Here is a 15113-nt window from a genome sequence, read left to right on the forward strand (position 1 = left end):
ATGAGCTCCTGATCTGTTCAATAATTGCCATTTTTTAGCCTGGCAGGTATGGGAAAAAGGATGGATAAAATGTTTATATTTGTACAAAGACTTAGGTAAAAGCGGTAATGTTTCTCCGGTTAAGGAGATAAAAATAGGCTGTTTTTTTAAGTGAAATGCACCAAATCGATGAGTATAAAAGTTCCCAGATTTATCTTGAAGATTCAAGAGTTTTTTGAAGGTATTCATATTCCTGTTTTAGGAATATCATTATGGCAGATGTTTCAGATCTATATTTCCGGCATTTTTAAAGGAAATATAGGGAGAAAAGCAGCCGCTATTTCCTGGAGCTTTACCATCAGTCTCTTTCCGTTTCTTCTCTTTCTTCTTTCCGTTTTGCCTTATATGCCGCATTATGACAAGCTGCAGTTTTATATTTTTGAAGTTCTGATGCACAACGTTTTTCCTTCTAATATGGAAAATGATGTGAGAGGCTATATTGAAACCAATATTATCCCGAATATGAAAGGGATCAGCAATCTGACAATCGTACTTGCACTGGTTTTTGCAACCAACGGAACTTTTTCCCTTATCAATGGATTCAATGAAAATTCAGATGAAAAACTCACAGATGTAAAGGAATTCATTCTTTCCTTTTTTATCACCATAGGCTTTATTACCATTGTTTTTCTGGCACTTTTCGGAGTCTATTATGTGGAAGTTGTGATGAAACTTTTTACCCCAGCTTACGATATTTCATGGCTCGTAAAAAACCTTTCCAAGATCATTGGATTTGTTTCTTTTCCACTTTTCTATTTTATTCTTCTCACGCTTTTTTACTGGTTGGGAACGGTAAAAATAGCAAGATTCAGACAGGCTGTTCCCGGAGCTATTTTAACCACAGTTTTATTTGTTCTCACCACTTTTATCTTTGCGATCTATGTGAAAGATATTGCCCGGTATAACGTACTTTACGGATCCATTGGAAGCATGATCCTGCTGATGGTTTGGGTGAATGTCAATGTGTATCTTCTCCTGTTCGGAAACGAACTGAACATGGCTCTCAGAAAGCTGAGGATAGAAAAACTGATGTCCGACGAAATCAAAAGAGAAGCTGTTCATTATCAAACAAGGATTACAGAACCCAATCTGGAAAGTGATGAGGAGCACAGAAGAAAGATAGAAGAAAAGAAAAGAGATTAATTTTCTATTTCGTTCATATCTTTTTTAGAACTCATACTTAATATGATAAATCCTAAGACTGCTGCCAGGAAAGACGCGATCAGAATCGCAAATTTAGCTTCGTCCTGAATGGGAATATCATCTTTAAAGGAAAGCAGCGCAATAAAAATAGACATGGTGAATCCTATTCCTGCCAGTAATCCAACACCGGCCATTTGGGTCCAGGTACTGTTTTGAGGCAGTGAGCTTAGTTTTAATTTGATGGCGATAAAAGAAAACAGATTGATCCCGACCAGTTTTCCTAACACCAGCCCGCAGATAATACCCAAACCTAACGTACTTGTAACTCCTGCTACCATTTCACTGGTAAAAGCAATATTGGTATTCGTTAAAGCAAATATCGGCATGATGAGAAAGCTTACCGGAAAATGAAGGCTATGTTCAAGTTTTTCAAGAGGGGAGATTTCTACAGTAGACACATTGGTAGGAATTGAGAAGGCCAGTAAAACTCCCGCTATTGTTGCATGGATTCCCGAATGATGCAGGAAATACCATAAGAACAATCCTGGAATAATATAAAAAATAAGTCGGGTAACTTTTAAAAAATTGAGTAAAAACAATAAGGCCGCTGTTCCAAAAGATAGCAACAGATAAGTCCAGTGAATCTGTTCGGTATAAAAAACAGCAATCACCAGAATGGCACCCAGATCATCTACAATAGCCAATGCTGCGAGAAATATTTTAATGGAGTTCGGAATCTTTTTGCCCAGCATCGAAATGATAGCCAATGAAAAAGCAATATCTGTAGCCATGGGAATTCCCCAGCCACTGCCATATTCTGTTCCGGAGTTGAAGAATGTATAGATGACGGCCGGAACGAGCATTCCTCCAACCGCTGCAAAAATAGGCAATGAAGCATTTTTGAAAGAAGAAAGTTCGCCTTCTACCATTTCTCTTTTGATCTCAAGCCCTACCAAAAGGAAGAAAACGGCCATCAGTCCGTCATTAATCCATATGCTGACAGGATAGGTAAGGTGGAAAAGGTGAGTGCCGACTTCTTTGTCTAAAAAGTTCTGAAAACCTTCGCCTGCAGACGAATTAGCGATTAATAATGAAACAAGGACACAGAAAATAAGTATAATTCCTGATGCCTGATTACTGCTGAAAAATTTTTTAAAATATAAGGATAAATTCATGTTTATGATTGTAATCGTCTCACAATGGAAACGCCGTCGATGCTTTTAAGTTTTTTAAATGTTTCTTCAAGCTGACCTTTGTTTTTAACTTCAAGATTGATATTTCCTGTAAAAATACCATTATTGGATTCTATAGACATGCTTTTCATATCCATTCCCATGCTTCCGCTGATCACGGTTGTAATATCGTTGATCATTCCCATTCTGTCAAGACCTTCAATTTCGATCTTCACTCTGTTCTTAAAGCTCTCTGCATTCACCCACTTGGCTGGGATTACACGGTAATCATACTGTGCTCTCAGATTGATGGCATTCGGGCAGTTGTCACTGTGGACTTTGATACCGTCAGAAATGGTAATAAATCCAAAAATTTTGTCACCGGGAATTACCGTACAGCATTTCGCATAGCTGTAGTTGAGCTTTTCCTCATCCTTCCCGAAAATAATCATGTCAAGGTTTTGCTCTTTCGGCTCCTCAAAATGCTGATTTTTTGTTGGTGATTTTCTGAACCTTGAAAGTAAGTTGTTGAATACATTTTTACTTTCTATATATTTTCTCAGACTGCTGACATCCAGTTCATTGCTCTGGAATTTCAGGAACAGATCCTGAGAGGTTTTTAAATTAAAGAATTTCTGAAGCTTGTTGATCTCTTCATCGTTAAAGTTGATCTTTGCATGTCGCAGTTTTCTCTGAAGAATTTCTTTTCCTTCTTCTACCAGCTGATTCTTCTGAGAATTCAGATAACTTTTAATCTTAGACTTCGCTTTGGAGGTTACTACAAACTCCAGCCAGTCAGACTTAGGTTTCTGGTTCTGTGAAGACAAAATATCGATCTGATCACCATTTTGGAGAACATATGAAATAGGGACCAGTTTTCCGTTGATTTTAGCGCCAAGACATTTCATTCCAAGATCAGAGTGAACGGAAAAAGCGAAATCCAGAGCTGTGGCATTGGTGGGAAGAATTTTAATTTCTCCTTTCGGAGTAAATACAAATACTTCTTTAGAATATAAATTGAGTTTAATATTATCTAATAGTTCAGAGGTCGAGAGGTTTTGCTGTTGTTCAAGAACTTCACGGATCTCAGTGACCCATTTTTCAAAATTCCGGTCATCGGAGCTCTGTTTGTAGCCTTCTTTATATTTGTAGTGGGCCGCAACTCCTTTTTCTGCAATTTCATCCATTCTCTCCGAACGGATCTGAACTTCTATCCATTTTTTATCTGGTCCAAGTACCGTTAAATGAAGACTTTCATACCCTGTAGAACGGGGCTGTGTGATCCAGTCTCTCATTCTTGAAGGGTTACTATGGTAAACATCCGTTACAATGGAATAGATTTTCCAGGCTAAGAATTTTTCATTTTTAGCATCCGATTTATAGATAATCCTGATGGCATAATTATCGAAGACTTCCTCAAAAGAAACGCCCTGTTTAAGCATTTTTCTGTAAATAGAAGAAATGGCTTTCGCACGGCCTTTGATGGTGAAATTTAAGCCTTCTTCTTTTAATCTTTCTGAAGCTTCAGTCTTAAATTCTTCAATGTATCGTTCCCGGCTTTCTTTGGCTAATTCCAACTTTTCCGTGATCTCATTGTACACTTCCGGATTGTTGTATTTTAACGAAAGATCTTCAAGCTCTGATTTAATGTTATAAAGTCCCAGACGGTGAGCCATCGGGGCATAAATATATACTGTTTCTGAAGCAATTTTTTTCTGCTTGTCCGGAGCCATGCTTTCCAGCGTTCTCATATTATGAAGACGGTCGGCAATTTTGATCAGAATAACTCTGAAATCTTCGGATAACGTCAGCAATAATTTCCTGTAGTTTTCAGACTGTACAGAAATATTCTGATGATTCATGATAGAGATCTTTGTGAGTCCGTTCACAATGTTGGCGATCTTTTCTCCAAAAATCTTTTTCAGATCTTCGTAGGTATAGTCCGAATCTTCTACAACGTCGTGCAACAGGGCACAAGCTATTGATGTAGCGCCAAGTCCGATCTCAGTTGCTACAATTTTAGCAACAGCAATGGGGTGGTAGATGTAAGGCTCGCCGGATTTTCTCCTTTGATCCTTATGGGCATCCAATGCAATATCAAATGCTTTCCGGATGAGTTTATTATTTTCCTCATCCAGAGTTCTGTAGGTGTTAGAAATCAAGTCCTTATATCGGGCAAGGATCTCTTTGTTTTCCTGTTCTAAATCGTAACTCATTTGTGTTAATGCCTATATTTAAACGAAAATACGAAAATTTTTAAACTTTTCATACATAAAAAATCCACAGAACGATCTGTGGATTTCCGGTTATTAGATTTTATGTTTTATCAGAATTTTACTTCTGAATCCATACCGCTGCTTGATGCCTTTATTTTTACATCGGGGCTGTTATGGATTTCTGCTCTGTTTCTGGCATCGATAAATTTTCTGATGTGATCATAATTGGCCTCTTCGATACCCATATTCTCGAATAAATAGGTCTTCAGTACTGAATTTTGGCTAAAAACATTCTTAGCACCGTCAGTTTGGTTATTATCTTTTACCGCAACACTCGCCAGATACTGAGAGGTACCAGAGTCGTTATTAACATATACTATGTAATCTGAATTTTCAAATCCTGAATTTTCCAGATCAGCTTCAAGCTTTTTGTAATCGCTGTGATGTGCAAATAATCCAGCTAATATATTTGACATAAGCAATGGTTTTTAAATTATACTTAAAGGTAATAAATATTTTTTAATATTGTTAGTAATAATTTATTAAAATTTACGTTTTACTGTTTTGTCTATATTTTTATGTTAAAATGTTTGAGGATATCTATTGAACACCTGTTTGAATTTGATGAAGATGTACTACTCCATAAAGACCGATAATCTCTATTCATTAATTTGCATTATCCTTGAAACCTGCGCGAATAAAATACACATTCTTAAGTATCATTATTTACAAAAAAAAACGGACCGAAGCCCGTTTTTACAGTATTGTTCAAAAATCTAATCTATATCTTTTCATTCTTAATTTCCTCCACAATTTCAGGATTCAGTAAAGTAGAAATATCTCCAAAGTTGCTGAAATCTCCTTCTGCAATTTTTCTCAGGATTCTACGCATGATTTTCCCTGAACGTGTTTTGGGAAGCCCGGAAACAAACTGTATCTTATCCAGTTTGGCAATAGGTCCTATCTGATCTGAGATCAGCTGATTGATTTCCTTTTTAAGGTTTTCCTTGTCGCGGCCTTCTCCTGTTTCTTTCAAGATCACAAAACCATACAAGGCATTTCCTTTAATGTCGTGAGGATAACCCACAATCGCAGATTCTGCAACAGCAGGATGTTCGTTGATGCTGTCTTCAATAGGGGCTGTTCCTAAATTATGTCCGGAAACAATAATTACATCATCTACACGGCCCGTAATTCTGTAGTATCCTACTTCATCTCTCAATGCGCCGTCACCCGTAAAATATTTCCCCGGGAAAGCTGTAAAATAGGTTTCTTTATATCGCTGATGGTCGCCCCAGATAGTTCTGGCAATTCCCGGCCATGGAAAACGGATGCATAGATTTCCGGTTACCTGATTTCCGGTAATTTCGTTGCGTTTATCATCCATTAATACAGGTTGAATTCCCGGAAGTGGAAGTGTGGCATAGGTAGGTTTGGTAGGGGTAACGAAAGGAAGCGGTGAGATCATGATTCCTCCTGTTTCTGTCTGCCACCAGGTATCAACGACCGGACATTTTTTCTTTCCGACATGGTCATTGAACCAGTGCCATGCCTCTTCATTGATAGGCTCACCCACAGAACCAATCACTTTCAAAGTGCTGAGATCATGCTTGTCAACCCATTCCGAGCTTTCTTTGGCCAATGAACGGATGGCCGTCGGTGCGGTGTAGAACTGGGTAACCTTGTGTTTTTCGATAACCTCCCAGAAACGGTCCGGTTCAGGATAAGTAGGCACCCCTTCAAAAATTACGGTGGTTGCTCCGTTAAGAAGCGGCCCGTACAGAATATAGGAATGTCCGGTAATCCAGCCGATATCTGCTGTACACCAGTAGATGTCATTTTCCTTGTAGTTAAATACATTTTTAAAAGTATAGGCGGTATACACCATATAACCTGCGGAAGTGTGAAGCATTCCTTTGGGTTTCCCCGTAGAACCTGAGGTGTACAGGATAAAAAGCGGATCTTCAGCATCCATGATCACGGTAACGAAATCAGCGGAGGCTTTTTCATAAAGATCAGCCATCCAGTGATCTCTGCCTTCTTTCATTTTGATCTCGTTGTGGGTTCTTTTTACGACCAGAATAGATTCTATGCTTGGTGTTTTCTCCGCAGCTTCATCTACAATGCTCTTCAAATCCAGAACTTTATTTCCTCTGTAGCTTCCATCTGACGTAATGATCATTTTAGCATGACAGTCGTTTACCCTTGAAGCTACTGCTGAAGCTGAAAATCCTGCGAAGATTACAGAATGCACTGCGCCCAATTTAGCACACGCAAGCATCGTTATCGCCAGTTCCGGGATCATGGGAAGGTAAATGCAGACTCTGTCGCCTTTTTCAATTCCCATTTCACGCAAAACATTGGCAGTTTTATTGACGCGCGTGTATAATTCATTGTAGGAAATATGTTGTGCCTGTTCTTTAGGGTCGTTGGGCTCCCAAATGATGGCTGTTTTTTCTCCTCTTACTGCAAGATGTCTGTCGATACAGTTTTTAGTGATATTTAATTTCGCATTCTTAAACCAAGTGATTTTGGCTTCATTCATATCATACTTAACAACCTTGCTCCATCTTTGGTACCAGACAAAATTTTGATCAGCAATCTTATCCCAGAATTTTTTAGGATTTTTAATAGACTTTTTGTACTCTTCAAAATAATGTGGCAGATCTTCAATTAAGTAATTTCTCATATCCCTTCTTTTTTTGAAATTTGAATTTTATTAATATTAAATATATGTTTAATTTATGGCTTAAGCCCTGTATTCAATGATTTTTTCCTGAATTTCTTCAATGATTTTTTCGTCATCTATGGTAGACGGAATCTGAAAATCTTTCCCATCGAGTAATGTTCTGATCAATTTTCTTAAGATTTTTCCTGAACGTGTTTTAGGTAAACGTTTGACAACCATCGCGTTTTTTAGAAAAGCCACGGCGCCTATTTTCTCCCGAACCATACGGATAATATCCTTTTCTACATCTTTTTCGGTTATAGGAGAGCCATTTTTTAACACAACCGCAGCAAAAGGAATCTGTCCTTTCAGCTCGTCATCGATGCCTACCACAGCGCATTCTGCAACGTCGGGATGTGACGACACGATTTCTTCCATTTCTGAAGTGGATAGTCGGTGTCCGGCTACATTGATGACATCGTCAACTCTTCCGGTAATGAAAATATAACCGTCCTCATCCTGAATGGCACCGTCTCCGGAAAAATAATACCCTTTGTATTGGGACAGATAGCTGCTCTGAAAACGTTCGTTGTCATTCCATATACCTAAAAGCGCGCCGGGAGGAAGTGGAAGTTTGATGATAAGGTAACCTTCCTGATGAGCATCAAGTTCATATCCATTTTCGTCAAAGATTTTAATGTCATATCCCGGAATAGGTTTTCCGGCAGACGCTCTTTTGATTTTATACTGATCATCTAAAGTCATTAGACCTAGCATGGGCCATCCGGATTCTGTTTGCCACCAGTGATCAATAGCCGGAACTCCAATATGTTCAGCAAACCAATCCAAAGTCGCCACGTCACATCGTTCACCAGCCAGAAACTGCTTTTTAAAGTGGGAGAGATCATATTTTTTAACTAATTCTCCGTTCGGATCTTCTTTTTTAATGGCTCTGATGGCGGTTGGTGCTGTAAACATGGTAGAAACTTTATATTCCGAAATAATCCTCCAGAATGTACCGGCGTCAGGGGTCATAATAGGTTTTCCTTCAAAAATAATTGTTGTATTCCGGTTGATCAGCGGTCCGTAGACGCTAAAACTGTGCCCGACTGCCCATCCGAAATCAGATGCTGCCCAATAGGTTTCGCCGGGTTCTACACCATAAATGTATTTCATGGAAAACTTCAGTGCAGTTGCGTAGCCTCCGGTATCCCGTACAATTCCTTTTGGTTTTCCAGTGGTTCCTGACGTGTAAAGCAAATACAAAGGATGAGTAGATTCTACTGAAATACAATCTGCAGGTTCTGATTTTTGAACTAATTCTTCATAATCAATGAGTCCCTCAAACATTTCGTGCTGATTATCTACTAATTGTCTGTTGTAAACAATAATTTGGTCTACTTTATCCTGTGCCAGTTCAATAGCTTTTTCAACCAGTGGTAAATAGGGAATTCTTCTCGCTATTTCTACGCCTGCAGTAGCGGTGATTAATGCTTTTGGCTTACAGTCATCGATTCTCACGACCAGTTCATGCGGGGCAAAACCTCCAAAAACAACATTGTGAATCACTCCAATCCTTGCGCAGGCCAGCATCGCAAAAAGAGTTTGTGGAATCATAGGCATATAAATAACAGCGGTATCGCCTTTTTTTAAACCCAATGATACAAGTCCTCCGGCAAATTTTGAAATTTCTTCTTTAGCCTGATTAAAAGTGTACGTTTTCTTCTGATCTGTAACAGGAGAGTCATAAATAATAGCCGTCTGCTCCCCATAACCATCTTCAATATGCCGGTCAATACAGAGATGGCATATGTTGAGCTTTCCGTCGGCGTACCATTGCGGATAATCATTTTTATCTTGAGAAAGAATCTGTTCCGGAAACTGAAACCAATCTATTTCTTTGGCTTGTTCTTTCCAGAAACGTTCTTTATCTTCTATACTTTGTTTAAACAGAATATCTGCGTCCATATTAATTTTTGTGTTTCATGTTTTTTTGTTTTTGCGGACAGACGAAAGGTCAGGGTTTTGTTTTCAATCTGCTGTCTCACATTTCAGTTGTAAGTCTGAATTCCCTATCCTTGGCAAGGTTCAAAACCTTGCCAAGGATTTCTTAAGTCTCAAGTCTCACATCACGTGTCTGAAATCTGATGTCTAGCATCTAAAATCTCCCTACTCAAACATCTCCTCAATCTGCTGCATCAGTTTTTTAATAGAGTATGGTTTTGTTACATAAGCATCGGCTCCCATTTCTATTCCTTTTTCAATGTCTCTGGGGTTGTTTTTAGCACTCAGAAATATGACTTTTGTATCTTTCAGTTTTTCCTCTTTTTTAATGGCTTCCAAAGCGCTGTATCCATCCAGGTTGGGCATCATAATGTCCAGGAGGATGACGTCCGGAACCATGGTTTTAAGAAAATCAAGAACTTCTGTTCCGTCTCTGGCGATATACACATCATAGCCATTTTTCTTAAAACTGTATTCAAGCGACATTAATATCTTGTGTTCGTCATCGGCAATAATTATCTTTCTCATAGAATGTTATTGGTTGTGTTCAACTTCATTTTTTGTTATATTGTAGGGAATGTTTATTGTAAAGGTTACGCCAAGACCGCTGTTTTCTGCTCTTATCGTACCGCTGTGTGCCTGTACAATTTTCTTGGAAATAGCCAATCCGAGTCCGCTTCCTGTAGGTTTCAGAATGTTCTGATTTTTTGACTGATAAAATTTGTCAAAGATCATTTCCAGATCCTCTTCCGGAATATGCCTTCCGGTATTGAAAATCGTAATCATCAACTGACCGTCTTTTTCAGATAATTTCGTTTGTATGGTTCCCTGCTTATCTGTGAATTTTAAAGCATTTCCCAAAATATTCTGGAAAAGCTGGATCATTCTTGCTTCATCGTGCTCCAATACAGATTGATTCAGAAGATTCACTTCACTTAAATGAATATCTTTCTGCTGGATCAGATGGAGTAGTGGGTTTAAGGCTTTTTTATACGTTTCAAGAATGTTATTTTCTTTGATGTTTAAAGCAATGTCTCCATGTTGCAGTTGATCCAGATAGAGAATATCATTGATAATTTCACTCAGTCTGTCAGATTCTGTGATGATATTATTTAAAAATTCCTGTTTAATGTCCAGTGGAATGTCATCGTCGTCCGCTAAAATTTCTCCTGCTGAACGGATAGCGGTGATAGGCGTTCTTAATTCATGGGCAACAGAATCTAAAAAGTCATCTTTCTGGCGGTCTTTAACGATCAGGTTTTCATTGGCTGTCCTCAGATCATCAGAAAGTTTTTGTAATTCTTCAGACTGTTCTGTCAGTTTTTTATTGAGTGTAATATTTTCTTTAGATTCCTCTAAAATATTTAAAACTTCCTTCAAAGATATTTTATCCTCTTTGGTCACCCCTTCAATCAGAATTTTTGCTGATGCAGTTCCAATTCTCCCTGCCAGAAGATTTTCAGAAAATTTGATAAACCTTGAATCTGCAGTTTCGGTTTTAGAATCGATATTATATTTCAAATTAAAAATCCTTAAAGCCTGCTCCGTTTTATTTTTACCCAAAAACCTTTCCAGAATGTTTTTAATGTCTGATACATAGGCGGTTCCGCGCCAGATGAATGCGTTCTCATGATTTTGGATGTGTTTATCAATATCTACATACAATTCTGCAAAATTTCTTTCCCTGTAATTTCCCTTCACGCTTACGGAAATAATAGTGAAAAGGGAGGTATTGACTAACGTCGACCAGAAGAAGATTTCCGGGATACTGCTTAAAAAAGAAATATTGAAAAATCCGAAAACGTCATATATTTCCCGGATAACTCCTTTGAATTCCTGATTATAAGAAAAATAATACTGGGGAATAATCAGCCCGAAGTAGCAGATTGCCAATCCAGCAAGAAGTCCTGCTACAGCACCCTTATAACTTCCTCTCCTCCAGAATATCGCTCCGAAAAAAGAAGGAGCCAGCTGGGCAATGACAACAAAGGAGATCAAACCTACGGAATCCAGCGATGTTTTCAGAATAAAATATTTATAAAAGACAAACGCCATGATGATCAGAGCGAAGATGCTGAATTTCCTGATGTTGGTAATATTTCTTGTATTCTGAACTTCATTGTCAGATTTGAATTTTCCCAATAAACCGTAAGGAATGATAAGGTTATTGGAAAGCATGATGGATAAAGTGATTGCAGAAATAATGATCATGGAAATACATGAACTCAATCCGCCAAGGAATACAAAAACGGTAATTAAAGTATTGTCAAAATGCTGCGGAATCAGAATAGAGTAGAATTCCGGATTCACATTCTGTCCGTCGAAAATAAGTCTTCCGCCCCATGCAATAGGAAAAATAAAAATAGTGAAGATCAGTAAATAAAGCGGAAAAAACCAGATGGCTGTTTTGATGTGCTTTTCCTGTCTGTTTTCGATGATGGCCGTATGAAACTGTCTTGGAAGAATGCAAATGGCTGTAGCGGAAATCACGCAGAGAACCATCCAGTTCATTGCGCCCTCGATTCCGTTGAACGTATTTTTTTCCTTGAAATCTTCAAATCGGCTGGCCTTCTCATAGATATCCGAAAAACCATCAAATACAAAGTAAATAACGAATATACCAAGAATAATGATGAAAAAAAGCTTCAAAAAACTCTCCAAAGCAATCGCTGAAATAATTCCTAACCGTTTTTCCGATGCATCCACATATCTGGTTCCATAATAGGAGGAGAACAATGCAATCAGAATAACGACAAATGTTGCGTTGTCAGTCAGTATATTGCTGGACATTGAAGTTTCCGTCACCAAATGAAAGGTTTCGGAAATTGCTTTGATCTGAAGTCCTATATAAGGAACAATAGCCAGCAGGCAGACGATTGTGATTATCGCACTGAAACTTCTGCTGTTTCCATATCTTAAGGAAATAAAGTCCGCAAGACTACTGATTTTGTTGATTCTGGAAATTCTTACGATTTTCGTATTGATGTAGATCCATGCAGGAATGATCATAATCGGTCCGATGTAAATGGGAAGATAATTCAGTCCGCTTGTTGCTGCAACGCCGATACTTCCGTAATAGGTCCATGCTGTGCAGTACACGGCAAGAGACAAGGCGTAGATATACGGATTATTGATCCACCGCTTGCTCTTTTTCTTCTCTGCCAGATGGGCAACTAAGAACAAAAGAGCGAGATAGATTAAGACCACAACAAATAATGCGAAGCTACTCATCATACTTTTTTACGATTACAAAAGAAATAATGATGGAGATCGTCCAGACCGCAAACAGATAGATCAGAATCATTGGGTAGCCAAAAACATTTTTTTCACTGTTGAATAGCAGTGAAATAGGGATGCTGAAAGCCAACATCAGTCCGATGCTCAGGATAATCAGTTTTTGTTCGTGTCTTTTTTTCATATCTATAATAGTTCTTTACCAAAGCAGACAGCTTCTTCGCGCCCTACGTATATTCCGTAGTTTTCAATTATTTTATATCCGTTTTTAAGGTAAAATGAAACAGCATTCTTATTGTTCTTTCGGGTTTCAAGGTAGATATATTGGTAATCTAATTGCTTAGCTGTAATTTCGAGTGCTGAGAGAATTTTCAGACCTAATCCTTTTCTTTTTTCTGTAGAGAACATTCTTTTAATTTCACAGGTCTGTGGAAAAAGTGGACGAATACCTCCACAAGCAACAGCATCTTCTCCACATACAGCAATGATGAATCGAGCTTTTTCTTGAGTAAAATCATCTAAATTGGCACTTTTAGCTCCGTCACATCCAGAAATATCAATAAGAGAACTATTTAATTTATTGATTAAATTAATAACTCTTTTGTCTAGTGCGGGATGTCTAACTACTTCAATTATGATACTCATTTTTATCTACAGGTAAATTTTATATGCAGTATTTTCTTTTTAATTTAAAAATAATTGATGAATGACTTATAAAGCATTCATCAATTATCATTTGAAATATTTTAAATCTTATCGTCCGAATACTCTCCCGTCAGCGAATAATAGCCGAAAATGGCCAGTCCGCCAGAGATAATCGGCATCAGTACAAATAAGATGATGATCCCGAATACCAGATCTTCCTGCTTTCCTGAAGTGATTTTTGGAATTCCAAGAACCGTTGTTCCGAAATATCCTACCACCAGGGCTACTGCAATCCAGAGTATACCTAATATTTTTTTGATTCCGTTCATTTTAGTAGTTTTAAAATTAGTAAAAAATTAAGTGATTTGCTATCTAATCGTGAATATTATTATTCTTATTTTTAAGATAAAATAATCCGATGATTAAACAGATTGCGGCTACTCCAATCGGATACCAGAGTCCTTCCAGGTACCACGTTGGATGTCCTGCATCTTTTCCCTGAGTAACAAGATACGTGGCCACTGCCGGAAGAAGTCCCCCGAATACTCCGTTTCCGATATGATAAGGTAGTGACATCGAGGTATAACGGATCCTTACCGGGAACATTTCAACAAGAAAAGCAGCGATAGGGCCGTAAACCATGGTGACAAAAATCACCTGAATGAAAACCAGAAACACCAGATACCATCTTGTATCATTGCTTAGCGTGATTGATTTTGTGACTTTGGGTTCTTCCGCTTTACCGTCTTTCATCACAGGGCCAGTTGCAGACCAGTGTACAATGCTGTCTTTTTTAATGAAAGTCCCGTCTGTGTATGTAGTTTCTTTGTGAAAAGTAATTAAGCTGTCTGATGCAATGTCTTTATGAATGGCGGCACTTCTTGTCTCTTTGATTCCGTCGCTTGCAACCGTTTTAGCTTCAATATTGACACTTTTATACATGCTGTCATAAATCGGCCTGTAGGCTAGAATAGCAACCAGCATACCGGTCATCATGATTGCTTTTCGTCCGATTTTATCGGAGAGCCAGCCGAAAAATACGAAGAATGGGGTTCCCATTAATAGGGCAGTAGCCATTAAATAATCAACCTGCATGGAGTCTATATTCATTACTTTCTGCAGGAAGCTCATGGCGTAGAACTGTCCGGTATACCAGATAACCCCCTGTCCCATGGCAGCACCGAACAGTGCCAGTAAAACAAATTTGAAATTAAATTTATTCCCGAAACTCTCTTTTAATGGGTTTTTAGATGTTTTTCCTTCACTTTTAGCCTTTGCAAAAAGCGGAGATTCTTTCATATTTTTTCTGATGAAATAAGATACTCCCACCATTAAAATTGAAATCCAGAAAGGAACTCTCCATCCCCAGGAATCAAATTCTGCAGCAGATAATGTGTTTTTAGTAATTAAAATCACGATTAATGAAATGAAAAGTCCTGCAGTGGCTGTCGTCTGAATCCATGATGTCCAGTATCCTCTTCTGTGTGGCTGCGCGTATTCTGCGACATAGGTTGCAGCACCTCCGTACTCTCCTCCCAACGCTAAACCTTGTAAAAGTCTTAAAATTAAAACTAAAACCGGTGCCATGAATCCGATGGTTTCGTATCCCGGAATACACCCGATCAGGAAAGTAGAAAATCCCATGATCAGAAGCGTCACAAGGAATGTGTATTTTCTTCCGATAATATCGCCTAATCTTCCGAAGAACAAAGCTCCGAAAGGTCTTACAACGAACCCGGCTGCAAAAGTAGCCAATGTAGATAAAAATGCTGCAGTAGGATTGTCAGCAGGGAAAAACTTCGTCGCTAAAACGATAGCTAAACTTCCAAAAATATAAAAGTCATACCATTCTATCAGAGTACCGAGGGATGAGGCAGTGATCACGCTCCAGATGGTGCGGTTTTTCTGCCGTTCGGTCATATTCTCGTAGTTTTCGTGGTGATTGTCGCTCATGTTGATTGATTTTTGATGTTAATGGATTAAGATATTGAG

General features: G+C 38.3%; 11 protein-coding genes and 1 pseudogene. 1 reads left to right on the forward strand and 11 read right to left on the reverse strand.

Annotation, left to right across the window (positions count from 1 at the left end):
- The first annotated feature begins 168 nt into the window (after positions 1-168).
- Positions 169-1182, forward strand: coding sequence for a YihY/virulence factor BrkB family protein (locus BUC06_RS14835; RefSeq protein WP_083564087.1), 1014 nt, complete (start codon positions 169-171; stop codon positions 1180-1182).
- Here BUC06_RS14835 and nhaA read toward each other — a convergent pair.
- The 11 genes and pseudogenes from nhaA to BUC06_RS14890 all read right to left on the reverse strand — a co-directional run bounded on the left by nhaA (position 1179) and on the right by BUC06_RS14890 (position 15074).
- The gene (gene nhaA, locus BUC06_RS14840) at positions 1179-2357 is read right to left on the reverse strand and encodes a Na+/H+ antiporter NhaA (RefSeq protein ID WP_073334804.1); all 1179 of its coding nucleotides are present in this window, start codon (positions 2355-2357) and stop codon (positions 1179-1181) included. The two genes, BUC06_RS14835 and nhaA, sit on opposite strands and share 4 nt — an antisense overlap.
- 2 nt (positions 2358-2359) lie before the next feature.
- Entirely contained in the window at positions 2360-4570 is a 2211-nt protein-coding gene (locus BUC06_RS14845) for a RelA/SpoT family protein (RefSeq protein ID WP_073334805.1), read from the reverse strand.
- 110 nt (positions 4571-4680) lie between these two features.
- The gene (locus BUC06_RS14850) at positions 4681-5046 is read right to left on the reverse strand and encodes a hypothetical protein (protein WP_073334806.1); all 366 of its coding nucleotides are present in this window, start codon (positions 5044-5046) and stop codon (positions 4681-4683) included.
- A 305-nt stretch (positions 5047-5351) separates the two neighbouring features.
- A pseudogene (acs, locus tag BUC06_RS14855) lies at positions 5352-7262 on the reverse strand (acetate--CoA ligase); the annotation flags it as partial.
- A gap of 57 nt (positions 7263-7319) precedes the next feature.
- A complete protein-coding gene (locus tag BUC06_RS14860; protein WP_073334808.1) occupies positions 7320-9206 on the reverse strand; it encodes an AMP-binding protein in 1887 nt (628 codons plus the stop codon).
- A gap of 201 nt (positions 9207-9407) precedes the next feature.
- Positions 9408-9770 (reverse strand): response regulator transcription factor, encoded by a 363-nt coding sequence (locus BUC06_RS14865; protein ID WP_073334809.1) that lies wholly within the window; start codon positions 9768-9770, stop codon positions 9408-9410.
- Between the two features lie 6 nt (positions 9771-9776).
- On the reverse strand, positions 9777-12473 hold the full coding sequence (locus BUC06_RS14870) for an ATP-binding protein (protein WP_073334810.1): 2697 nt from the start codon (positions 12471-12473) through the stop codon (positions 9777-9779).
- Complete coding sequence (locus BUC06_RS14875; RefSeq protein WP_073334811.1) at positions 12466-12660, reverse strand: hypothetical protein; 195 nt, start codon at positions 12658-12660, stop codon at positions 12466-12468. Before BUC06_RS14875 ends, BUC06_RS14870 begins: the two co-directional genes overlap by 8 nt.
- A 2-nt stretch (positions 12661-12662) precedes the next feature.
- A complete protein-coding gene (locus BUC06_RS14880) occupies positions 12663-13121 on the reverse strand; it encodes a GNAT family N-acetyltransferase (protein ID WP_073334812.1) in 459 nt (152 codons plus the stop codon).
- A 101-nt stretch (positions 13122-13222) separates the two neighbouring features.
- Complete coding sequence (locus BUC06_RS14885) at positions 13223-13450, reverse strand: DUF6814 family protein (protein ID WP_073334813.1); 228 nt, start codon at positions 13448-13450, stop codon at positions 13223-13225.
- A 43-nt stretch (positions 13451-13493) separates the two neighbouring features.
- A complete protein-coding gene (locus BUC06_RS14890) occupies positions 13494-15074 on the reverse strand; it encodes an MFS transporter (protein WP_073334814.1) in 1581 nt (526 codons plus the stop codon).
- Positions 15075-15113: the final 39 nt, after the last annotated feature.

Origin of the sequence: Chryseobacterium carnipullorum (genome assembly GCF_900142785.1) — a bacterium.
In the GTDB taxonomy this organism is placed as follows: Bacteria; Bacteroidota; Bacteroidia; order Flavobacteriales; family Weeksellaceae; genus Chryseobacterium; species Chryseobacterium carnipullorum.